Below are 21897 nucleotides of genomic sequence, written 5' to 3' on the forward strand. Positions count from 1 at the left end.
AGCTGACACCTGGTCAGGAGGGGTGGGGATGACGGATGCCACCGAGCGGCGATCGGCCGCATGGACGACGTTTCCCGATCCCGCTCAGCCGCAGGGCATCCCCGAGTGGGTCGCGGGCGCCTATATCGCCACCTACCGTGGCCCGCACAGCGACGCACTCGGCGGCGACGACGCATCCGGCGCTGAGTCGGCCGGCCGGGCCGCGGCCACGGCGGTCGTGACTCCGGGGCTGCTGGCAGCCCACGCGCGGCTGGCACAACACCGGCCGGCCGGGGAGACCCGGGTCGGCGTCTACACCGGCGACGATGCGGCAGGGTTCGGGCCCGCCCTGCAAGCGGTGACCGGGCACGCCGGGATGCTGGTGGATTCCGTCGCGGTCCTGCTGCACCGCCTCGGGGTGGCCTACATCGGCATCATGACGCCGGTGTTCACCGTGCAGCGCGATGCGGACGGCGAACTGCGCTGCGTCGAACCGAAAGACTCGGACGTCGAACCGGCCTCGACCGAGGGCGCCGTCGCTGCCGAGACCTGGATTCACGTCCAGCTCTCGCCGTCGGTCAGCCGTGAGACGCTGGCCGAGGCGAAACGGCTGCTGCCGCATGTGATGGCCGACGTCCGCCAGGTCGCCACGGACTCCGAGGCGATGCACGACGCGCTCACCGCACTGGCCGGTGACGTCGAATCCGATGCGCACGGGCACTACGCCGCGCCGGACCGCCACGACGTGGCCGCGCTGCTGCGCTGGCTCGCCGACGGGCACTTCGTGTTGCTCGGCTACCAGCGCGGAGCGGTGCGCGACGGACAGGTGCTGGTCGACGACGCGGACCGGCTGGGGGTGCTGCGGCTGCGTAAGTCCGTGCGGCCCATGCTCACCGGCGACAATCTGCTGACCCTGGCGCAGGCCACCGTGCCCAGTTACATGCGGTTCGGGTCACACACCTACGTGGTGGTGATCCGGGAGGACACCGGCGATGACATCGTCGCGCACCGGTTCGTCGGACTGTTCACCGCCGGGGCCATGAACGCCGACGTCTTCGAGATCCCGGTCGTCTCCCGGACCGTGCGTCAGGCACTGGCGCTCTCGGAGCGCGAGCCCGGCCACCCGGGACAGCTGCTCCTGGACATCATCCAAACGGTCCCGCGCTCAGAGCTTTTCGCGATCAGCGCCGAGCAATTGCTGAACATGGCGATGGCCGTCGCCGATCTGGGTACGCGGCGCGGCACGTTGCTGTTCCTGCGCGGCGACCGGACCGGGCGTTTCGTGTCGTGTCTGGTCTACCTGCCGCGCGATCGCTACACCACGCCGGTCCGGCTGCAGATGGAAGACATTCTGGCCGCCGAATTCGGCGGTGTCGGTGTGGAGTACAGCGCCCGGGTCAGCGAAGCTCCCTGGGCGTTGATCCATTTCATGGTCCGGCTGCCCGACGATCCCAAGGCACGCACCGTTGACACCTCCGAAGCCAACCGGGTGCGGATCCAGGCCCGGTTGACCGAGGCCAGCCGCACCTGGGCGGACCGGCTGATCGCTGCGGCGGGCGGAACCCCGGCGGAGCCCCAGGCGCAGCACTACGCAGCGGCATTCGCCGAAACCTACAAACAGGCCGTCACGCCGGCCGAGGCCATCGACGACATCGCCACCATCGAGCAGTTGGCCGACGGCGCGGTCCGGTTGGTGGTCTCCGGCTACGGCACGGACGACGCGGTCCCGTTGACCTGGTTTCTCGGCGGCCACGGTGCGTCATTGAGTCAATTGCTGCCGATGCTGCAATCCATGGGTGTGGTGGTGCTCGAAGAGCGGCCGTTCACTGTCGCGCGCGCCGACGGTCTGACGGTATGGATCTATAAGTTCAAGGTGTCGCCGCACCCCACCATCGAGATTCCGGCGACCGGCGCCGAACGTGATGCGGCCCAAAGGCGATTCGCCGACGGGGTCACCGCGATCTGGGAGGGACGGGTCGAGACCGACCGGTTCAATGAGCTGGTGCTGCGGGCCGGGCTGAGCTGGCAGCAGGTGGTGGTGCTGCGCGGCTACGCCAAATACCTGCGGCAGGCGCGTTTTCCCTACAGCGAAAGCCACATCGCGTCGGTGCTCAACGAGCATCCGGACACCGCACGGGCGCTGGTGGCGTTGTTCGAGGCGCTGTTCGACCCGTCCCGGAAGTCCCGCAGCCGGGATGCGCAGCTGGCGGCCGCTGATGTCGCAGCCGGCATCGACGCAGTGGTGAGCCTGGACACCGACCGGGTGCTGCGAGCGTTCGCCTCCCTGATTCAGGCCACGCTGCGCACCAACTACTTCGTCACCCGCGCTAATTCGGCTCGCGCACAGAATGTTCTGGCGTTCAAGCTGGACGCCCGCCTGATCGACGAGTTGCCACTGCCGCGCCCGAAGTTCGAAATCTTCGTCTACTCGCCGCGGGTCGAAGGGGTGCACCTGCGGTTCGGTTTCGTATCCCGCGGCGGGCTGCGCTGGTCGGACCGCCGCGAGGACTACCGCACCGAGATCCTCGGGCTGGTCAAAGCCCAAGAGGTCAAGAACGCCGTCATCGTCCCGGTCGGCGCCAAGGGCGGATTCGTGGTCAAACGCCCGCCGCTGCCCACCGGTGACCCGGCGACCGATCGGGAAGCGACCCGCGCGGAGGGGATCGCCTGCTACAAACTGCTGATCTCCGGCATGCTCGACGTCACCGACAACGTCGACCACGCCACCCGCGCCATCAGTGCGCCACCGCAGGTGGTCCGGCGCGACGGCGACGACGCCTATCTGGTGGTGGCCGCCGACAAGGGCACCGCCAGCTTCTCCGACATCGCCAACGAGGTCGCGCAGTCCTACGGCTACTGGCTCGGTGATGCCTTCGCCTCGGGTGGATCGGTCGGCTACGACCACAAGGAGATGGGCATCACCGCCAAGGGTGCCTGGGAATCGGTCAAGCGGCACTTCCGGGAGATGGGCATCGACACCCAGACCCAGGACTTCACCGTCGTCGGCGTCGGGGACATGAGCGGCGATGTGTTCGGCAACGGAATGCTGCGCAGCGAACACATCCGCCTGGTGGCCGCCTTCGACCACCGGCACATCTTCTTGGACCCGGATCCGGATCCGGCCCGGTCCTTCGCCGAACGTCAGCGGATGTTTGACCTGCCCCGGTCCAGTTGGGACGACTACGACAAGTCACTGATCAGTGCCGGCGGCGGTGTCTACCCGCGCGACCTGAAATCGGTGCCGGTCAGCCCGCAGGTGCGAGCGGTCCTGGGGCTCGACGACGACATCACCGAGCTGACCCCGCCGGCGCTGATCCGGGCGATTCTGCGGGCGCCGGTCGACTTGTTGTTCAACGGCGGTATCGGCACCTATGTCAAAGCCGAATCCGAATCCGACGGCGATGTCGGTGACCGGGCCAACGACCAGGTTCGGGTCAACGGAAACCAAGTGCGCGCCAAGGTGATCGGGGAAGGCGGCAACCTCGGCGTCACACCGCTGGGCCGCGTCGAGTTCGACCTGGCCGGCGGCCGGATCAACACCGACGCGCTGGATAACTCGGCCGGCGTCGACTGCTCCGACCACGAGGTCAACATCAAGATCCTGATCGACGCCCTGGTGACCCTCGGCAAGCTCGACGCGCAGGAGCGCCCGGCGCTGCTGGCATCGATGACCGACGAGGTCAGTGCGCTGGTACTGGCCGACAACACCGCCCAGAACGACCTGATGGGCACCAGCCGGGCCAACGCCGCCAGCCTGCTGGCGGTGCACGCCGACCAGATCCGGCACCTGGTGGCCGACCGCGGCCTGAACCGCGAGCTGGAGGCGCTGCCGTCGGAGAAGGAGATCGCCCGGCGCGCCGAGGCCGGGCTGGGGCTGGCCTCACCGGAGCTGGCGACGCTGATGGCCCACGTCAAACTGACGCTCAAGGCGGCGGTGCTGGCCACCGATCTACCGGATCAGGACGTTTTCGCCGCCCGGTTGCCGCAGTACTTCCCGTCGGTGCTGCAGCAGCGATTCGCTCACGAGATCCGCTCGCACCAACTGCGCCGCGAGATCGTCACCACGATGCTGATCAATGATGTGGTGGACACCGCCGGCATCACCTACGCCTTCCGGATCACCGAGGATGTCGGCGTCGACCTCATCGACGCGGTCCGGGCCTACGTGGCGACCGACGCGATCTTCGGGGTGGGCCGGTTGTGGCGCCGGATCCGGGAAGCCGGTGAGCGCGACGGCCTGCCGGTGGCGGTGACCGACCGGATGACGCTGGACCTGCGCCGGCTCATCGACCGTGCCGGGCGCTGGCTGCTCAACTACCGTCCGCAGCCGCTGGCGGTAGGTGCTGAGATCAACCGGTTCGCCGACGAGGTGGCCCAGTTGACGCCGCGAATGTCGGAATGGCTGCGCGGCGACGACGCCGACATCGTGGCCGAACACATCGGGGAGTTCCGCGCCCAGGGTGTGCCGGAGGACCTCGCCGGCGACATCGCCATGGGCCTGTACCGCTACAGCCTGCTCGACATCATCGACGTGGCCGACATCACCGACCGCGACGCGGGCGAGGTCGCCGACACCTACTTCGCGTTGATGGATCGGCTCGGCACCGACGGACTGCTGACCGCGGTGGCCCGCCTGCCCCGCGATGACCGCTGGCATGCGTTGGCGCGGTTGGCGATCCGCGACGACATCTACAATTCGGTGCGGTCGCTGTGCCTGGATGTGCTGGCGGTCGGCGAACCGGATGAGGATGGGATGCAGAAGATCACCGAGTGGGAATCGACCAACGGGTCGCGGGTGGCACGGGCACGGCGGACGTTGAGCCAGATCTATGAGTCCGACCAACGGGACCTGGCCACGTTGTCGGTGGCGGCGCGGCAGATCCGCAGCATGACCCGCGCCAGCGGCCGGGGGTCGGCCTCGTGAGCACGCCGGGGTTTGTTGCCTCGATTCCGGTGCGCTGGTCGGACATCGACATGTACCAACACATCAACCACGCGACCATGGTGACCATCCTCGAAGAGGCGCGGGTGCCGTTCCTGTCGCCGGCCTTCGCCGTCGACATCACCAGCGTCGGCCTATTGATCGCCGAAGTCCGGGTCGCCTACAAAGGGCAGCTGCGGCTGACGGACTCGCCGCTGCAGGTGACGATGTGGATCTCGCGGCTGCGCACGGTCGACTTCACCATCGGCTACGAAGTCCGCTCGGTCAGTGCCGCGCCGGACTCCAAACCGGCGGTGATCGCCGAAACCCAATTGGCCGCGTTCAGCATCGACGAACAGAAGCTGGTGCGGCTGTCGGCGGACCATCGCGGCTACCTGGAGAAATTCCTTCGCTGATCGCGCGCTCTTCAGCGGGTCAGCCCTCGCTCAGCATGGCGTCGAGCAGCCGGTGCACCACCGTGCTCACCTCGGTCCGCGTCCGGTCCGGGTCGTCCGCTGTTGCGATGAGCATCGCGGCCTCGTCGAGCGCGCCGATGAGGACGTGCGCCAGTGCGCGGACCGGCTGGCGGGGGAGTTGGCCGGCCTTCATCGCTTCGCTGAGCAGTTGCTCGGTCATGCCGAGGCTGTAACGCTGGGCCACATCGCGAAAACCGTCCCAGCCCAGAACGTTTGGCGCATCGAGCAGAACGATCTGGCGTATCTCCGGATCGTTGGCCACCACCAGCCAGTTTTCCGCCGCCGACCGTAATGCGGCGGCGGGGGTAGTGGCCGCCGAGGCGGCGACCGCCTCGGCAAGGCGTGTCATGACATCGGCCTCCACCGCCTCCACGACCGCGCGGAATAGCGCTGCCTTGTCCGGGAACTGGTGGTACATCGCGCCGCGGGTCACGCCGGCGGCCTCGGCGATCTCCGGGGTGCCCACGGCGGCGAACCCGCGCGCGCCCCACAGCTTGCGCGCGGCGCTGGTCAGCGCAGCGCGCGTCGCGGCGGAGCGCTCCGCCTGCGTCCGGCGCTTGATTTCCGTACAGGCTGTCGGTAAGTTATCGGCAGGTTGCACGTAACTATGTTAGGAGCGCCCAATGCCCACCGTTGACATTGACGCCGGAACAATCCACTACAACACCGCAGGCCCCCAAGACGGCCGTCCGGTGCTGTTCGTCCACGGCTACGCCATGGGCTCTTCGCTGTGGGAACCGCTGAGCGCACGACTGGCGGCGCGGCATCTGCGTTGCATCGCCCCGACCTGGCCGCTGGGCGCGCACCCGACGGCGTTGCGGCCCGGAGCAGACCGGACCCTGCCGGGCATCGCGGCGATGGTCAACGCCTTCATGGCCGCACTCGCCCTCGAGGACGTGGTGCTGGTCGGCAACGACACCGGGGGTGTGATCGCTCAGTTGGTCGCGGTGAACCACCCGGAGCGACTCGGCGGGCTGGTGCTCACCAGCTGCGACGCCTTCGAGCATTTCCCGCCGCCGATTCTCAATCCGTTCATCCTGGCCGCCAAGACGCCCCTCACCTTCCGCGCCGCGTTACAACCGATGCGGCTGCGCATCTTCCGCAAGCGCGGTTTCGGGGCGCTGGCACACCGGGACATCGATGATCTGGTGGCCCAGTGGGTGAAACCGGGTCTGCGCGACGCGGCAATCGCGGAGGATCTTCGCCACCTGACCAAGTCGCTGCACCAGCAGACCACGCTGGACGCCGGAGCGCGGCTCAGCGGATTCGCCAAGCCGGCTCTCATCGCGTGGTCGGCCGATGACCGGTTTTTCCCGGTTGACGACGGCAAGCGGCTCGCCGATACGTTGCCCAACGCCCGTTTCGAGCTCGTCGACGACGCCCGTACCTTCTCGATGATCGATCAACCCGACCGGTTGGGCGAACTGGTGGCCGAATTCGCCGTCGCCACAAGCGGCCACGGGGGCCGCGGTCGCCGCTAGGCCGTCAGATCAGCCAGGCCGCGGCGTTGGCCGGCAGCACACCGTCGGCCGCCGGCGCACTGGCCAGGATCAGCTGCCCCTCCGGCCGGGCCACCGGCTGGTCACCGGCGTTGAGCGCGCAGACCAGCCCGCCGCACCGGAACATCACCACGTCCGCGGGGGCGGGCAGCCATTCGACGCGACTGCCGAAACCGACATGCTCCCGGCGTAATGCGATCGCTTGCTGATAGAGCGTCAGGGCGGAGCCGGCGTCACCGCGTTGACGTTCGACGGTCAGCGGCGCCCAATCCCGCGGCATCGGCAACCAGGTGTCGGGATTGTCGGAGAACCCGAACGGCGGCGCGTCACCCGACCACGGCACCGGCACCCGGCAGCCGTCCCGGCCGCGTTTGGTGTGGCCGGAGCGTTCCCACACCGGATCCTGCAGCGCCCCGTCGGGCAACTCGACTTCCGGCAGGCCCAATTCCTGCCCGTTGTAGACGAACACCGCGCCGGGAAGCGCCAGCAGCACCAGCGCCATCGCCCGCGCCCGGGCCAGTCCGGCCGCCCCGCCGCCGTAGCGGGTGACGGATCGCTGCACGTCATGGTTCTCCAGCGCCCAGGTCGGGGTGCCCCCCACCGATGCGACCGCGGCCAGTGAGTTCTCGATCGCGTCGCGGATCCCGGCGGCGTCGAAGTCGGCCTGCAGCAACCGGAAGTTGAAGGCCAGGTGCAGTTCGTCGGGGCGCAGGTACTCGGCGAACAGCGCGTTGTCGTGCACCCAGACCTCGCCGACCGACACCGCGTCCGGATAGTCGTCGAAGACGGCGCGAATCGCGCGGTGGATCCGATGGACGCCCGGCTGGTTGAACCGTGGGTCGTCGTCGCGGTGAGCGAGCAGTTCCACGTCGGTCACGGGCATGTCGGGCAGGCCGGGGGGTTTGGCCATGCCGTGGGAGACGTCGATGCGGAAACCGTCCACGCCGCGGTCCAGCCAGAACCGCAGAGTCTGCTCGAAATCAGCGAGGACCTCCGGGTTGTCCCAGTTCAGGTCCGGTTGTGACGTGTCGAACAGGTGCAGGTACCACTGACCGGGGCCATCGGGCTCGGTGACCCGGGTCCAAGCCGGGCCGCCGAACACCGATACCCAGTTGTTGGGCGGTCGCTCCCCAGCCGGGCCGCGGCCGTCACGGAAGAAGTAGCGCGCCCGTGCCCGACTGCCCGGCCTATGCGGCGGTCCTAGCTTCGCCTCTCCTTCGTCGAGGCTCGCTGAACCGCCGGGCGCCGAGGCCAGGGCCTCGACAAACCACGGGTGCGCCGCACTGGTGTGGTTGGGCACCAGGTCCATGGTCAGCTTGATGCCGCGTTCGTGTGCGGCCGCCACCAGCCGGTCCAGCGCGGCCAGGTCGCCGAAGAGCGGATCGATGTCGCGCGGATCCGCGACGTCGTAGCCGTGGTCCGCCATCGGCGACACCGTCACCGGGTTCAGCCAGATCGCGTCGACCCCCAGCCCGCGCAGGTAGTCCAGGCGGGCGATCACCCCGTCCAGGTCGCCGACGCCGTCACCGTTGCTGTCGGCGAACGAGCGTGGATAGGCCTGATAGAACACGCTGTTGGTCCACCACGGGTTGCCGGCGCCCATCAGATCGGAGCGTTGACCAGGAAGTCGGCCACCGAATGCAGGTAGTGCAGCAGTTCGGCGCGATGTTCGTCGTCGAGGGTCTCGGCGTCGATCTCGTCGACGGCGCTGACCATGCAGCGCAGCCAGGCGTCGCGCTGCAGCGGACCGATGCGGTAGGGGATATGCCGCATCCGGAGCCGCGGGTGGCCGCGGCGTTCGGTGTAGGTGCGCGGCCCGCCCCAGTACTGCTCGAGGAACATCCGCAACCGCTCCTCGGCGCCGGCCATGTCGTCGGCGGGGTACATCGGGCGCAGGATCGCGTCCTGGGCGACCAGTTGATAAAACCGCGACACGATGGCGTGGAAGGTCTCCGCACCGCCGACGGCGTCATAAAACGAGGGCTCTTCTATCGGCTGCATCGCCCACCATTGTGCGGCATCGACGATTCCTGCCAATGAACACACAGCAAATAGGCGTGCGACCAGCGCCGAATCATGGTGAACTGTTCGGCGGAGGATTTATGGTGCTGCACAAAAGCCGCCCCCGAAGCCGGACATGAAGCGCCGGGGCCACCGCCGACCCGGTGCCCCCACGGCGAGCCTGTCCGGGCTTGCCGCCGCCCCATGCCTGCACTCGGTCGCGACCTCCGGTTCGGCGCCCGACGCCGCCTCGATCTGGACTCGGCGGCGGGTGTTGCTGCTGAATTCCACCTTCGAACCGCTGACCGCGCTTCCGTTGCGGCGCGCCGTCGTCATGCTGATCTGCGGCAAGGCCGATGTGGTGCACGACGACCCGAACGGGCCGGTCATCCATTCGGCGACCCGGTCGGTGCCGGTGCCCTCGGTGATCCGGCTGCGGACCTATGTTCACGTGCCCTACCGCGCCCGTATCCCGCTGACCCGCGCCGCGCTGATGCACCGCGACCGGCACAGCTGCGCCTACTGCGGCGGCAAGGCCGACACCGTCGACCACGTGGTCCCGCGCAGCCGCGGCGGCGACCACTCCTGGGAGAACTGCGTGGCGGCCTGTTCGACCTGCAATCACCGCAAGGCCGACCGGTTGCTCACCGAGCTCGGGTGGACGCTGCGGCTGGTGCCGACGTCACCGAAGGGCCAACATTGGCGGCTGCTGGCCGTGATCAGCGACCTCGACCCGGTGTGGATGCGCTACCTGGGTGAAGGCGCCGCCTGAGCTCGGCTAGCCCCGCTGCAGCCATCCGGCGACGAACCCGGCGAGCAGAACGGCGAATCCGCCCATCTCACCGACGATGAGCAGCACCATCGAGACGTGCAGGCCCGTGCTGGGCTGCTCGAACTGATTGGTGGTGTCCTGCAGGGCGCCATGCACGATGTAGCTGACGATGGCGGCCAGGAAGTAGAACACCATCACCATGGCCGTGGTCAGGTTCACCCAGGTCGGCCAGGCGCTCAGCTCGACGAACACCGCCGTCAACAGCGTGGCGAAGGAATACAGCAGCGCGGCGCGGTGCGCGATGTCGACGTAGGGATGCGCCAAGCGCTCCGGCCGGGTCACCATCTGCCGGTATTTCCATACCCCGAGACCCAGCGCGAGCTGGAAGATCAGGCCCGCTGCCAGCAGCGTTACCAGCGTGTCGGCGCCCAGTGTCCGGCCGGTCCACTCCACGATGTCGCCTCCTCAGACGTTCTGCGCGACGTTGCGCCGGTAAAAGCGACGGCCATGCCAGCGTTGGTAGTGCCACACCGCGGCGGGCAGCGTCCCGCGGCGATGCAGCCAGAAGCCGGCCGGCGGTGCCAGCCGGGCCGGCTGCCGCCCCAGGGTGATCTCACCGAGCGCGACCCCTTCGCCCTCGTCGAAGCGCCGTTCCGCGACGACGGTGCCGTCCGCGGCGGCGATCAACGTGGCGCCTTCGAAGTGGCCGCGATAGCGCAGGGGCGCCCAGGGCATGGCGCAGTCCAGCGCACCCGCATGGGCGGCGTGCACCACCGGCGCCCCGACATACTGGGCGAAGGATGCCGCCGCCTGACGTGCGGTGCCGGCGTTTCTGCGTTCGAGGTGCTCGAACAGCGGGCGCGGCGACCAGCTCGGTATGGACCACCAACCCGAGCCCGTCATCACCAGGTCCACCCGGCCGCGCAGCCGGCGCACCGTCTGGGTGCGCATCAGCTCCCAGCACACCGCGGCCCCGACCGTGTGGTCGCCGGCGGCGAGCACCCCGTCGTCGTCGCCGCCGGTGTAGAACGCGTTCTCCCACATCGTCGGCAGATCCTTGTCGTGGCGGCCCACCACCCCGTCAGGATCAGCGAGCAGGTAGGCGTTGCGGACGTGGCCGTCGGGATCGCGGCACAGGAACGACCCGCCGACCAGCGCTCGGTGCCGGCGGGCCAGCGCGGTGAGAAGCTCGGTGGCCGCACCATCGGGCGGTAGTGCGGCGGCGGCCAGCGATGGCTCGAAACCGATCCCGGTGGTGAAGAACTCCGGCAGCGCGATAATCGCGGCGCCCGCTCGGCCCGCCTCATCGGCAAGGCGCTCGCAGGCGGCCAGATTGGCGGGGACATCGCCGAGCACCGCCTCCAACTGGACAGCCGCGGCAAGAACCATCGTGGTCACCTTTCTGGAACGATGGCGCAGCCCTGTACCTCGAGCAACGCCTGGGGGAGGGAGAGCCGCGCGACACCGATCGAAGTCAGAGCCGGTCTGTGCTCTCCGGCCCACGGTGCGTACACCCGCGTCAGCGCGACCGACAAGTCGTCGATCGCTGTGCTGAACATGGTCATGGCCACGATCTGCGTTCGATCGGAGCCGACCGCCGCCAACATGACGTCCAGCTTGTCCAGAATGAACGCCAGCTGCCCGGAGACGTCAGCCGCAGCGATGCTGATACCGTCCGAGACCGATTGGGCAGCAACGATTCCCGACCAGTGGACCATGCCGCCGGCGATCACGAGTTGGGAGATTCCCAACTCGTCGAACATCGCCGGGGGCAGATAGCCGACGTCGGGCGTGAGCCGCTGGATCATGGTGATCTCCCCTCGCTCAATTGGTTTCCGACCGCAATTGCACGGCGTCACCGACGCCGATCGCGCCCGCCGCCGTCACGGTGGCGTACACGCCGGCGCACGCCAGCTGACCCAAACCCGCAATGGTCTTGCTGTTGTGCTTGGCGATGGTGCGCAGGGTCGCCCGATCCAGCGGTACATCCTTGGCGTGCGCGAGCGTGGACATCACACATCGTGGCGTCCACATGTCGACCTTGGCCGATATCGCCGCTCCGATGGTGAGTCGTCCGCCCACCCAGGCATCTTCGGCAAGACCGGGTGCAGGGGTGTCGATGACCATCGTCGGCCGGTAGCGGCGCGGGTCGAAGTTCGCGCCGGGTTCCAGGCGCCGGAAATGCTGGATCGTCGAGGTGGTGATCAAGTGCAGCGGTGTCAGGTCGAAGAACCTATCGGCTTGCAGCGGGCCGTAGGTCAGGACGTCGTCGCCGTCGGAATTCTTGGTCGTGTAACGGTACACACCGTCTTTGGCCAGACCGGTGGTTGCGTCCCAGACCAACTCGGTCGTCGCGTCGCTGGGCACGGCGTCGACGAGTCGCACGTCGCGGCCGAGGTAGCGCGACATGGCGTCGTCCAGATCGGTGCCGACGTTTCGATGCCTGCTTCCGTCGGGGAAGGCGACTTCCAGGGTGGGCAGTGGTTCCCCAAGCCGTGGCTCGTCGAGATAGTAAGCGCGACAGCCCAGCATGCTGCCGTACTTGCGTGGGTTCTTCGCGTTGCACAAATTGCCGGTCTCGGTGTCGACAAAGGCGTACCGGTGATCTCCCAACCCGCCGTGGATGTCGATGTAGGCGCGGGCGACGCTTTCACCGCCGACCGACTTGATGGGGTAACGGAAGATGGTCTTGATCCGGCCGACCACATCGTCGGGCCGTGGATCGTCGTTCATGGAACTCCCACTGGCAGGACCCCTGCTGCCCAACGGCGCGCCCGCCTCGTGGAGGAAGAAGGCATCGCCGGCATCGCAGCAATGGGTGATCGTGCTATCGCCGAGGCCCGTTGCCAGGCCTCCCATGACTGCCCGGGGCAGCCCTTCCTCACGCTGATTGCCAGTGCGAAGGTATGGCGTCACCATATAGACGGCCCTGCACCGGCGCAAGACAGGTGCCTGGGCCTGGGTTCCCGCACCGATCGATTCGCCGTGGGATACGGTCTACGGCGTGAGCGTGTTGTCATTCCTCGGCTACTTCGTCGGCATTCCGGTTGTGCTGGTGTTGCTGCTGTCAGCGCGGATCTGGTCGAAAAAGGGGCCGCGTGCGGCCGTCTACCGGATGTCGGACCGTTGGACGCACCCGCCGATCCTGTGGGCGGCCACCGATGAGGTCATCGGTGGCGGACACGGCCACGGCAAGTCCGAGTTCAGTGTGGGGGGTGGAGCCAGTGGCAACTGGTGAGGTCGCGACGATCGATCCCGCGGACCTGCCGTACGGGTCGGCGATCACTTACAGCGGTCGGATCTCCGGGGTCACCGAGCCCGGTGAGGCCTCGCTGCACTATCCGTTCCCGGTCAAGGAGCTGGTGGCGCTCGATGACGCCCTGACCTACGGGTCGCGGGCGTCGAAGGCGCGTTTCGCCGTCTACATCGGCGACCTGGGTTCCGACACCGCCGCGCGGGCCCGCGAGATCCTGGCGAAGGTGCCCACCGCCAATGACGCGGTGCTGGTCGCGGTCTCGCCGGACCAGCGGGCCATCGAGGTGGTCTACGGCGCCGGCCTGACCGGCCGCATCGCCCCGGCCGCGGCACCGCAAGGTGTGGCTGCCGCGGCGGCGGCCTTCGCCGACGGCAACCTGATCGACGGCCTGGTCAGCGCGGTGCAGGTGCTCAGCGCCGGCATCACCCCGGCCTAGCCCCGGTCGTATCGGTCGCGCGCGTGCGGGTCTCAGCTCGCGCTGTCGCGGTCACGGCGTCCCCGGCGCACCGCAGCTGGCTGGCAAACCTCGACCGGCACGCGGTCGCCCCGCAGGCGGTAGCCGACATCGTCCGTCAGCGGCGCCTCACCCGCGACAGCTTTCGGGCGCTCGACGCGATGGAGCAGGTCACCGACTCGGACGGTAAGAGCTTCTTCCTGCTTCCCCGCGGCATCGGCGGCAGGGACGCCTGTCGGGCGGCTCTGCTGACCTACATCCTCAACGCCGGCACCGGTTATGGCCGGACCGGTAGCCGCAACGACTTTCCCGAGACACCGTACGGCGCCGCAGAGCTGCGGCGGATCGCCGAGCGGCAGCGCGCCAACCGCTGGAGCTACGAGGCTGTGCGGGGCATCGGCAACACCGGCGGTTGCTTGGTTACCACGCCCAACGGCGTCCTGATGGGGTTGGCGGGCAATCGGTTTCACGCCCAGCTCAGCCGCCGGGCCGGCACCATGTGGGGCGACTTGTTCATGCTCAACCTCACTCGTGTCTCCGACCCGGCTCGCCGGCTGCGGGACATCGTGGAATCCGGACGGGTCTGCAGCGGCGGGCCGGATCTGGACAGGCTGCTGCACCATGAGGAGATTCATGCCCAGCAGTGGGCCGCCCTGGGGCCGATACAGATGCCCGCGCGCTATCTCGCCGAAAAGGCAAAGGCACGGATCCTCGGCGGCGTCAACAGTTTCGAGCGGGCGGCCGGGTTATCCGACGGGGGATACCGGTGAGCCGCTCGCGGTTCTGACGGAACGGTGAATCAGCCGGCAGCTGTTCACGCGGTATCGAAGGTCCGCGCCCGCAGTGACCGCTCCACCCCGGCCCGACCCTCCAGCACCAGCCGCCGAAGCGCCGGTGGCACCGCGGGATCGGCCAGGAACGCATCAGCGGCGGCCAACCCGGCCTCGCTGACGTCCCATCCCGGGTACAGGCCCACCACCACCGTCTGCGCCACCTCGCTGGAGCGCCGCTCCCACACGCCGGGGATCGCCGCGAAGTACTTTTCGGTGAACGGCGCCAACAGGTCGCCCTGTCCGGGCTGGACGATGCCGGCGATGATCGCCCGGCCGGTGATATTGGCCAGCGTGTCGTCCTCGATCACCTGCTGCCAAGCCGCCTGTTTGACCGCCGCTTGCGGCCGCGCCGCGGCGGCCTGGGCGCCCTGGCGTTTGCCGGCCGCGGTCGGGTCGCGTTCGATCTCGGCGTCGATCGCCTCGGAGTCGAGGACGCCGCTGCGGGCCAACGCCACCACGATCCGCCAGCGCAGATCGGTGTCGACCGCCAGTCCGGCCAGGCCCTGATCCGCCGGGTCGGCATCCAGCAGGCTGGTCAGTACCGCGGTGTGGCGCTCGGCCAACACCGACGTACACAGCGCGTTGACGTAGGCCAGTTGGTGATCCGAACCGCCCTCGGCCGCGCGGGCCAATTCCAGCAGCCGGTCGGCGAACGCCGGCCAGCCGTGCTCGGCGGCCCAGCCGGGGTCGGCGTAGAACCCCAGCGCGGTCTGTGCCTGCAGCAGCAGCCGCGAGGCGACGCCGACCTCGGTCTCGGCCTGAATTCCGCCTTGCACCAGCGCCAGGAAATCGCGGGCGCGCATCTCGGCCTCGCGGGTCATCTCCCAGGCCGCCGACCAGACCAGCGTGCGCGGCAGCGGTTCGGCGATATCAGCGATCCGTTCCAACGCGGTCGCCAGCGACTCCGGGTCCAGCCGCAGGGCACAGTAGGTCAGGTCGTCATCGTTGACCAGAATCAGCTTGCCGCGCGCAACCCCGACCAGGCCCGGCACGGCTGTCGCCGGCCCCTCGATGTCGAGTTCCTCCCGGTGCACCCGCACCAGCCGGCCGGAACCGGACGGGTCGTCGTCGTAGATGCCGACGGCCAACCGGTGCACCCGGGTCTCGCCTTCGCCCGGGGCGGCCCCGTCCTGGGTGATGGCGAACCGGGTGAATTTGCCGGCGTCGTCGAGATCGAAGTTCGCGCGCAGGGTGTTCAGGCCGGTGGTCTTGAGCCACTGCCGGCCCCAGTCGGACAGGTCACGGCCGGAGGCCTTCTCCAGTGCCGCCAACAGGTCGTCGAAGGTCGCGTTGTCGAAGGCGTGCGCGGCGAAGTAGTCGCGCAGCCCGGCCAAAAAGTGTTCCAGCCCGACGTAGGCCACCAGCTGTTTGAGCACGGATGCGCCCTTGGCGTAGGTGATCCCGTCGAAGTTCACTTCGACGGCGGCCAGATCCGGGATGTCGGCGGCGATCGGATGCGTCGACGGCAGCTGGTCTTGGCGGTAGGCCCACGACTTCTCCGCGTTGGCGAACGTGGTCCAGGCATTGGTGTATTCGGTCGCCTCGCTCTGACACAGCACGGAGGCGAACGTCGCGAACGACTCGTTGAGCCACAGATCGTCCCACCAGCGCATGGTGACCAGATCGCCGAACCACATGTGCGCCATCTCGTGCAGCACCGTCTCGGCGCGCCGCTCATACGACGCCCGGGTCACCTTGCTGCGAAAGACGTAGTCCTCCAAAAACGTTACGGCTCCGGCATTCTCCATCGCCCCGGCGTTGAACTCCGGTACGAACAGCTGGTCGTACTTACCGAACGCGTACGGGGTGCCGAAGTTGCGGTGATAGAAGCCGAAGCCCTGCTTGGTCTCGGTGAACAGACGCTCGGCGTCCATGTGCGGCGCCAGCGAGGCGCGGCAGAACAGGCCCAGCGGAATCTCGCCGTGCTCGTCGCGGTAGACGTCGTCCCATCGGGCATATGGCCCGGCGATCAGCGCCACCAGGTAGGTGCTCATTTTGCGGGTGGTCGCGAAGGTGTGTACGCCGGCGTCGACGCTCACTGTGGCGCCATTGGAGACCACCTGCCAGTGCTGCGGAGCGGTGACGGTGATGTCGAAGGTGGCCTTGAGGTCCGGCTGATCGAAACAGGCGAACATCCGCTTGGCGTCGGCGGTTTCGAACTGGGAGTACAGGTACACCTCGTCGTCGACCGGATCGACGAAGCGGTGCAGGCCCTCACCGGTGTTGGAGTAGTAGCAGTCGGCGTCGATCTCGAGAACGTTGTGCTGATCCAGCCCGGTCAAGACGATGCCGGTCGACTCGTCGTAGGCCGAGACGTCGAGCGCGCGGCCGTTGAGGGTGGCGCTGCGAACGGTCTCGGCGGCGAGGTCGATGACCGTCTCGGCGCCGGGCAGGGCCTCGAACGTGACGGTTGTGGTGGAACGGAACGTGCGCTCGCCCGGGTTGCCGCTGCCGTCGGTCAGGTCCAGCGCGATCCGGTAATTGTCGACAGTGACCAGCGCGGCCCGTTCGGCGGCCTGGTCGCGGGTGAGGTTAGGAAGTGCCACGTCCGCCAACAGTAGTTGCGGCGGGCCGGGAACACCGGCCCGGCGGGCATAGTTGTGCTCAACGAAGCGTCCGTCGTCGGTTGAGAGGATCCCCATGCCCGAGAAATCACAAGCCGCATTCTGGTTCGACCCGCTGTGCCCGTGGTGCTGGATCACCTCGCGGTGGATCCTGGAGGTCGAGAAGGTCCGCGACATCGACGTCACCTTCCACGTGATGAGCCTCGCCGTGCTCAACGAGGGCCGCGACGACCTCCCCGAGCAGTACCGTGACGGCCTCAAGCAGGCGTGGGGCCCGGTGCGGGTGGCGATCGCCGCCGAACAGCTGCGCGGCAACGAGATCCTGCGCCCGCTGTACACCGCGATGGGAACCCGGATCCACAACCAGAACAACAAGGACTTCGCGGACGTCATCGCGGGTGCGCTGGCCGAGGTGGGCTTGCCGGCCGAGCTGGCCGACGCGGCCACCACCGACACCTACGACGAGGCGCTGCGCAAGAGCCACCACGCCGGGATGGACGCCGTCGGCAAGGACGTCGGCACCCCGACCATCCACGTCAACGGGGTGGCGTTCTTCGGTCCGGTGCTGTCCCGCATTCCCCGCGGCGAACAGGCCGGCAAGCTGTGGGACGCGTCGGTGACGTTCGCGTCCTACCCGCATTTCTGGGAGCTCAAGCGCACCCGCGCCGAGGCGCCCGAATTCGACTGACTCGCCTCTCCCCGCGAGTCGGAACCACACGACGCGACACGCCGCAAACGTGTCGTGTGGTTCCGGTTCGGCGCGCAGGCTGGGGAAAGTTCGGTGCGCCGGCTCTGAGACAATGGCCGCCATGCGCGTCTACCTGGGTTGTGACCACGCCGGCTATGAGCTCAAAGAACAGATCATCGAGCACCTGAGGCAGGCCGGGCATGAGCCGGTCGACTGCGGGGCCTACAGCTACGACGCCGACGACGACTACCCGGCGTTCTGCATCGCCGCGGCATCGCGCACGGTCGCCGACCCGGACAGTCTCGGAATCGTGATCGGCGGGTCCGGTAACGGTGAGCAGATCGCGGCCAACAAGGTGCCCGGGGCGCGCTGCGCGCTGGCGTGGAGCACCGAGACCGCGCAGCTGGCCCGCGAACACAACAACGCGCAGCTGATCGGTATCGGCGGCCGGATGCACTCGACGGCCGAGGCGCTCGCGATCGTCGACGCCTTCCTGAGCACCCCGTGGTCGCAGGCCGAACGCCACCAGCGTCGCATCGACATCCTGGCCGCCTACGAAACCACGCACGAGGCACCCCCGGTCCCCGGCGCGCCCGCCTGACCCGACCGCACCGACATGCCCGAGGGGCACATCCTGCACCGGCTGGCCCGGTTGCATCAGCGGCGCTTCGCCGGCGCCCCGGTGGCGGTGTGCAGTCCGCAGGGCCGGTTCGCAGCCGGTGCCGCCGTGGTCGACGGGCAGCCGCTGGTTCGTGCCGAAGCGTGGGGTAAGCATCTGTTCCACCGCTACGCGCACGGGCAGATCGTGCACGTACATCTGGGGATTTACGGGCACTTCACCGAATTCCAGCTGTCTGAGGGCGGCGTGCCCGACCCGGTCGGGCAGGTCCGGATGCGCATGATCGGCTTGAACAACGGTTCGGCATACGGCACCGACCTGCGGGGCCCGGCGGCTTGTGAGGTGGTCGACGAGGCGCAGGTCACCGACGTGATCGCCCGCCTCGGGCCGGACCCGCTGCGTCGCGACGCCGACCCGGCGCTGGCGTTCAAACGAATTGCAAAGTCGCGCAGGCCAATTGCCGCACTGCTGATGGACCAGTCGGTGCTGGCCGGCGTCGGCAACGTTTACCGCAGCGAAGTGTTGTTCCGCCATCGGATCGACCCGTACCGGCCCGGCACCGACATCGGCGAAGCGGAATTCGCCGCGGTCTGGGCCGATCTGGTGACGTTGATGAACGTTGGGCTGCGCCGCGGCAACATCGTCGTCGTGCGGCCCGAGGACGACCACGGGGCTCCGGCGTATGCACCCGGCAAGCCGCGCACCTACGTCTACCGCCGCGCCGGCGATCCGTGCCGGCTGTGCCGAACAACCGTGCGCACCGCGGAACTGGAGGGCCGCAACGTGTTCTGGTGTGCGGCCTGCCAGGGCTAGTCGTCGTACACGGTTTCCCGCCGGGGCCGGATCGGCACGCCGAGGGCCCGGTAGATCTCGTTGGACAGCACCACGCTGCGCGGGTCGGCGTTGGCCTGGGTGTGGTCGAACCGGTTCATCACATAGCCGTAACCGATCCGGTGCTCCAGATCGACGAACGCGAACGAGCCGCCCAGGCCACCGTGACCGAAGATCCGCCGGTTGGGTCCGTTGACCCCCTGGGCGTTGAGCATGTAGCCCAGGCCCCAGCCGTGCTCGGCGACCCGGGGCCCGAGCACCAGATCGGTTTCGGTGCCGCCCTGCAGCACCCGAAGCCGGTCCATGGCCGCCCGGCTGAGCAGCTTCTCCTGCACCAGCGCGTTGTAGAACGTGGCCATGCCCAGCGCGGAGACCTGGGCGTTGGTGCCGGGGAACTCCAATTGCCGCCATAGCGTCAGGTCGTTGGTGGCGATCTCGTCGTCGGGGGCGAACCCCATCGCGACCGCCAGCCCCGCCTTGGGGTGGTCGTCCAGCGAGGTCGGACGCTTGGGCGCGCCGGCCGAGGCCAGCATCTCCCGGATCGTCGGCTTGCCCACCGGGTCGGCGCAGCGGTAGGGCTGCTGGTCGGCCGGCACGCCGATGTGCACTTCGGCGCCGAGCGGACCGGCGACCTCCTTTTGCAGGTACTGGCCCACCGTCATCCCGGTCACCCGCCGGACGACCTCGCCGACGATGAAGCCGTAGGTCGTCATGTGATAGCCCTGGGCGGTGCCCGGCCGCCACCACGGTTCGGCGGCGGCCAGTCTTTCGCAGACCAGATCCCAGTCGGTGACGTCGCGCCAGTGCATCGGTTCGCGCGGGCCGATCGCCCCGGAGCGATGCGCCAGCACCATCGCCAGCGAGATGTCCTGCTTACCGGCCCGGCCGAACGCCGGCCAGTAGTGGGCCACCGGCGCGCGCAGATCCAGTTCGCCGGCCTCGGCGAGCCGGTGCACACAGGTGCTGGTCAATCCCTTGGTGCCCGAGAGCACGGTGCTCAGGGTGTCTTCCGCCCAGGGGCGTTGGCCCTCGACATCGACTGAGCCGGCCCACAGATTGACGACGAGTTCGCCGTCCACATACGCCGCGACCGCCGCCCCGAGCTCGTCGCGCAGCGTGAAATTGCGCTCGAACTCGTACCGCACCTTCTCGAAGCGCGGTGAGCACGACCCATGAATCTGGACGCGCTGGGTGCCGCCCATGGCGTGCCTTCCTGCCAGGGAAAATCCCCGTTTCGAGCGGGCGACGGGAATCGAACCCGCGTAGCTAGTTTGGAAGACTAGGGCTCTACCATTGAGCTACGCCCGCAATATCCAGGGCAGACTGTACCGGCGAAGTCGGCCCCAAATCCAATTGGCACTCCCATTGCGGCCGTGTGGTGCGGGCGGCTGTGTTGCCGTAGGCGCCGGGCCGTAGGATCGCCTGGTCAGTGCGGGGTGTAGCGCAGCTTGGTAGCGCATCCGCTTTGGGAGCGGAAGGCCGCAGGTTCAAATCCTGTCACCCCGACCAGCAGCGCGCGCCGCACCGGCACGACTGACCGTCAACGATATCGAGGAGTAAGCCCGTGAAGAGCACCGTCGAGCAGCTGACCCCCACCCGGGTTCGCATCAACGTGGAGGTGCCGTTCACCGAGCTGCAGCCGGACTTCGACCGGACCTACAAGCAGCTGGCGCAGCAGGTGCGGATGCCGGGCTTCCGGCCGGGCAAGGCCCCGGCCAAGCTCATCGAGGCCCGCGTCGGCCGTGCCGCGGTGTTGCAGCAGGTCGTCAACGAGGCGCTGCCCAGTCGCTACAGCGAGGCGGTGACCAGCTCGGACCTCAAGCCGCTCGGTCAGCCCGACATCGAGGTCACCAAGCTCGACGACGGCGACCAGATCGCCTTCACCGCCGAGGTCGACGTGCGGCCGGAGATCACGCTGCCCGACCTGGAGAAGCTCACGATCAGTGTGGACCCGATCGAAGTCGGGGACGACGAGGTCGAGGCCGAACTGAACTCGCTGCGCGCCCGGTTCGGCACGCTGACCGGCGTCGACCGGCCGGCCGCCGACGGCGACTTCGTCTCGATCGACCTCGATGCGACGGTCGACGGCGAGCAGGTTCCCGGGGCTGCCACCGAGGGCTTGTCCCACGAGGTCGGGTCGGGACAGCTCATCGACGGACTCGACGAGGCGATCATCGGGTTGTCGGCAGGGGAGAGCAAGGTCTTCACCACGACCCTGGCCGCCGGCCCGCAGGCCGGCAAGGAAGCCGAAGTGACGGTGACGGTTCAGGCGGTCAAGGAACGCGAGTTGCCGGAGGCCGACGACGATTTCGCGCAATTGGCCAGCGAATTCGACACCATTGCCGAACTGCGGGAGAACCTCAGCGAGCAGGTCGCCCGGACCAAGCGCATCCAGCAGGCCGAGAAGGTCCGGGAGGCGACGCTGGAGGCGCTGGTCGAGCAGGTCGAGATGCCGCTTCCCGAGGCCGTGGTGCAGGCGCACGTGGACAATGCGCTGCACAACGCCCTGCACGGTGTCGACCACGACGAGAACAAGTTCGCCGAGGCGCTGGCCGACCAGGGCTCCTCACGGGCCGAATTCGACGCCGAGACCCGTAGCGAGGCCGAGAAGTCGGTCAAGACGCAGCTGCTGCTCGACGCGCTGGGCGACAAGCTCGAGATCCAGGTGGGCCAGAACGACCTCACCCAGCACCTGGTGCTGATGTCGCGTCAGTACGGCGTCGCCCCGCAGCAGCTGATGCAGTTCCTGCAGCAGAACAACCAGCTGCCCGCGGTCTTCGCCGACGTGCGTCGGGGCATGGCGCTGGCAGCGGCGGTGCGTGCCGCGTCGGTCAGCGACACCGACGGCAACCAGATCGACACCGCAGAGTTCTTCGGCACCGGCAAGGCGCCCGCCGGGGCCGAGGAGGCCGACGCGACCGCAGACGACGTGGTCGAGGCCGAGGCGGCGACCGACGAGTGACGCTGTAAGCGAACGAAGCCGGTTCGGGCCGCCCCCAGGGCC

Annotated in this window: 20 protein-coding genes and 2 tRNA genes; 12 read left to right on the forward strand and 10 right to left on the reverse strand. The window is 68.5% G+C overall.

Translation table 11 applies throughout. From position 1 onward, the window contains the following. Positions 1–28 precede the first annotated feature (28 nt). Positions 29–4903, forward strand: a complete 4875-nt coding sequence (locus AC5Y4Q_RS16375; protein WP_065019193.1) for an NAD-glutamate dehydrogenase — start codon at positions 29–31, stop codon at positions 4901–4903. Then, positions 4900–5316, forward strand: coding sequence for an acyl-CoA thioesterase (locus tag AC5Y4Q_RS16380; protein ID WP_267887745.1), 417 nt, complete (start codon positions 4900–4902; stop codon positions 5314–5316). The genes AC5Y4Q_RS16375 and AC5Y4Q_RS16380 overlap by 4 nt, the downstream gene beginning before the upstream one ends. A 19-nt stretch (positions 5317–5335) precedes the next feature. Here AC5Y4Q_RS16380 and AC5Y4Q_RS16385 read toward each other — a convergent pair whose 3' ends face one another. Further along, positions 5336–5977: a TetR/AcrR family transcriptional regulator gene (locus AC5Y4Q_RS16385; protein WP_064921234.1), complete on the reverse strand. Its 642-nt coding sequence runs from the start codon at positions 5975–5977 to the stop codon at positions 5336–5338. 22 nt (positions 5978–5999) lie between these two features. Here AC5Y4Q_RS16385 and AC5Y4Q_RS16390 point away from each other — a divergent pair, with 22 nt between their 5' ends. After that, on the forward strand, positions 6000–6857 hold the full coding sequence (locus tag AC5Y4Q_RS16390) for an alpha/beta fold hydrolase (protein ID WP_064921235.1): 858 nt from the start codon (positions 6000–6002) through the stop codon (positions 6855–6857). Positions 6858–6861: 4 nt separating this feature from the next. Here the strand turns inward: AC5Y4Q_RS16390 and AC5Y4Q_RS16395 are convergent, their stop codons facing one another. Further along, complete coding sequence (locus AC5Y4Q_RS16395) at positions 6862–8478, reverse strand: glycoside hydrolase family 13 protein (protein ID WP_499959656.1); 1617 nt, start codon at positions 8476–8478, stop codon at positions 6862–6864. Next, entirely contained in the window at positions 8478–8876 is a 399-nt protein-coding gene (locus AC5Y4Q_RS16400) for a globin (protein WP_064921237.1), read from the reverse strand. The genes AC5Y4Q_RS16395 and AC5Y4Q_RS16400 overlap by 1 nt, the downstream gene beginning before the upstream one ends. A 136-nt stretch (positions 8877–9012) precedes the next feature. Between AC5Y4Q_RS16400 and AC5Y4Q_RS16405 the strand changes: the two genes are divergently transcribed. After that, complete coding sequence (locus AC5Y4Q_RS16405) at positions 9013–9648, forward strand: HNH endonuclease (RefSeq protein ID WP_065019191.1); 636 nt, start codon at positions 9013–9015, stop codon at positions 9646–9648. A gap of 6 nt (positions 9649–9654) precedes the next feature. Here AC5Y4Q_RS16405 and AC5Y4Q_RS16410 read toward each other — a convergent pair whose 3' ends face one another. The 4 genes from AC5Y4Q_RS16410 to AC5Y4Q_RS16425 are packed head-to-tail and all read right to left on the reverse strand — an operon-like array spanning position 9655 to position 12381. Then, on the reverse strand, positions 9655–10080 hold the full coding sequence (locus AC5Y4Q_RS16410) for a hypothetical protein (protein ID WP_109535634.1): 426 nt from the start codon (positions 10078–10080) through the stop codon (positions 9655–9657). A 33-nt stretch (positions 10081–10113) separates the two neighbouring features. Further along, positions 10114–11037, reverse strand: a complete 924-nt coding sequence (locus AC5Y4Q_RS16415) for a carbon-nitrogen hydrolase family protein (protein ID WP_064921296.1) — start codon at positions 11035–11037, stop codon at positions 10114–10116. A 5-nt stretch (positions 11038–11042) separates the two neighbouring features. Further along, positions 11043–11456: a RidA family protein gene (locus AC5Y4Q_RS16420; RefSeq protein ID WP_064921240.1), complete on the reverse strand. Its 414-nt coding sequence runs from the start codon at positions 11454–11456 to the stop codon at positions 11043–11045. Between the two features lie 16 nt (positions 11457–11472). Continuing rightward, a complete protein-coding gene (locus AC5Y4Q_RS16425) occupies positions 11473–12381 on the reverse strand; it encodes an MOSC domain-containing protein (RefSeq protein ID WP_064921241.1) in 909 nt (302 codons plus the stop codon). A gap of 271 nt (positions 12382–12652) precedes the next feature. Between AC5Y4Q_RS16425 and ctaJ the strand changes: the two genes are divergently transcribed. From ctaJ to AC5Y4Q_RS16440, 3 genes are read left to right on the forward strand one after another with little or no spacing between them, the layout of a single operon-like run. After that, positions 12653–12886, forward strand: coding sequence for an aa3-type cytochrome oxidase subunit CtaJ (gene ctaJ, locus AC5Y4Q_RS16430; RefSeq protein WP_064921242.1), 234 nt, complete (start codon positions 12653–12655; stop codon positions 12884–12886). Further along, positions 12873–13340 carry a DUF5130 family protein gene (locus AC5Y4Q_RS16435; RefSeq protein ID WP_064921243.1) on the forward strand — a complete coding sequence of 156 codons (468 nt, stop codon included), beginning with the start codon at positions 12873–12875 and terminating at the stop codon, positions 13338–13340. Before ctaJ ends, AC5Y4Q_RS16435 begins: the two co-directional genes overlap by 14 nt. Before the next feature lie 23 nt (positions 13341–13363). Then, positions 13364–14128 (forward strand): hypothetical protein, encoded by a 765-nt coding sequence (locus AC5Y4Q_RS16440; protein WP_499959660.1) that lies wholly within the window; start codon positions 13364–13366, stop codon positions 14126–14128. Between the two features lie 44 nt (positions 14129–14172). Here the strand turns inward: AC5Y4Q_RS16440 and pepN are convergent, their stop codons facing one another. Next, positions 14173–16737: an aminopeptidase N gene (pepN, locus tag AC5Y4Q_RS16445; RefSeq protein ID WP_064921298.1), complete on the reverse strand. Its 2565-nt coding sequence runs from the start codon at positions 16735–16737 to the stop codon at positions 14173–14175. 94 nt (positions 16738–16831) lie between these two features. Here pepN and AC5Y4Q_RS16450 point away from each other — a divergent pair, with 94 nt between their 5' ends. The 3 genes from AC5Y4Q_RS16450 (at position 16832) to AC5Y4Q_RS16460 (ending at position 18875) form a co-directional block, all read left to right on the forward strand. Continuing rightward, the gene (locus tag AC5Y4Q_RS16450; protein WP_065019187.1) at positions 16832–17443 is read left to right on the forward strand and encodes a mycothiol-dependent nitroreductase Rv2466c family protein; all 612 of its coding nucleotides are present in this window, start codon (positions 16832–16834) and stop codon (positions 17441–17443) included. Between the two features lie 121 nt (positions 17444–17564). Beyond that, positions 17565–18044 carry a ribose-5-phosphate isomerase gene (locus AC5Y4Q_RS16455; protein ID WP_185746569.1) on the forward strand — a complete coding sequence of 160 codons (480 nt, stop codon included), beginning with the start codon at positions 17565–17567 and terminating at the stop codon, positions 18042–18044. A 15-nt stretch (positions 18045–18059) separates the two neighbouring features. After that, entirely contained in the window at positions 18060–18875 is an 816-nt protein-coding gene (locus AC5Y4Q_RS16460) for an Fpg/Nei family DNA glycosylase (RefSeq protein WP_125224564.1), read from the forward strand. On the opposite strand, the gene AC5Y4Q_RS16465 is transcribed toward AC5Y4Q_RS16460, so the two are convergent. Together AC5Y4Q_RS16465 and AC5Y4Q_RS16470 are read right to left on the reverse strand one after the other, a co-directional pair. Then, positions 18872–20095, reverse strand: coding sequence for a serine hydrolase domain-containing protein (locus AC5Y4Q_RS16465; RefSeq protein WP_064921246.1), 1224 nt, complete (start codon positions 20093–20095; stop codon positions 18872–18874). The genes AC5Y4Q_RS16460 and AC5Y4Q_RS16465 overlap by 4 nt on opposite strands. 35 nt (positions 20096–20130) lie before the next feature. Then, positions 20131–20201, reverse strand: a tRNA-Gly gene (locus AC5Y4Q_RS16470). 124 nt (positions 20202–20325) lie between these two features. Here AC5Y4Q_RS16470 and AC5Y4Q_RS16475 point away from each other — a divergent pair. Continuing rightward, positions 20326–20402, forward strand: a tRNA-Pro gene (locus tag AC5Y4Q_RS16475). A 55-nt stretch (positions 20403–20457) separates the two neighbouring features. Next, complete coding sequence (gene tig / locus AC5Y4Q_RS16480) at positions 20458–21855, forward strand: trigger factor (protein ID WP_125224566.1); 1398 nt, start codon at positions 20458–20460, stop codon at positions 21853–21855. Positions 21856–21897: the final 42 nt, after the last annotated feature.

It is taken from the genome of Mycobacterium sp. NGS16 (assembly GCF_059813225.1).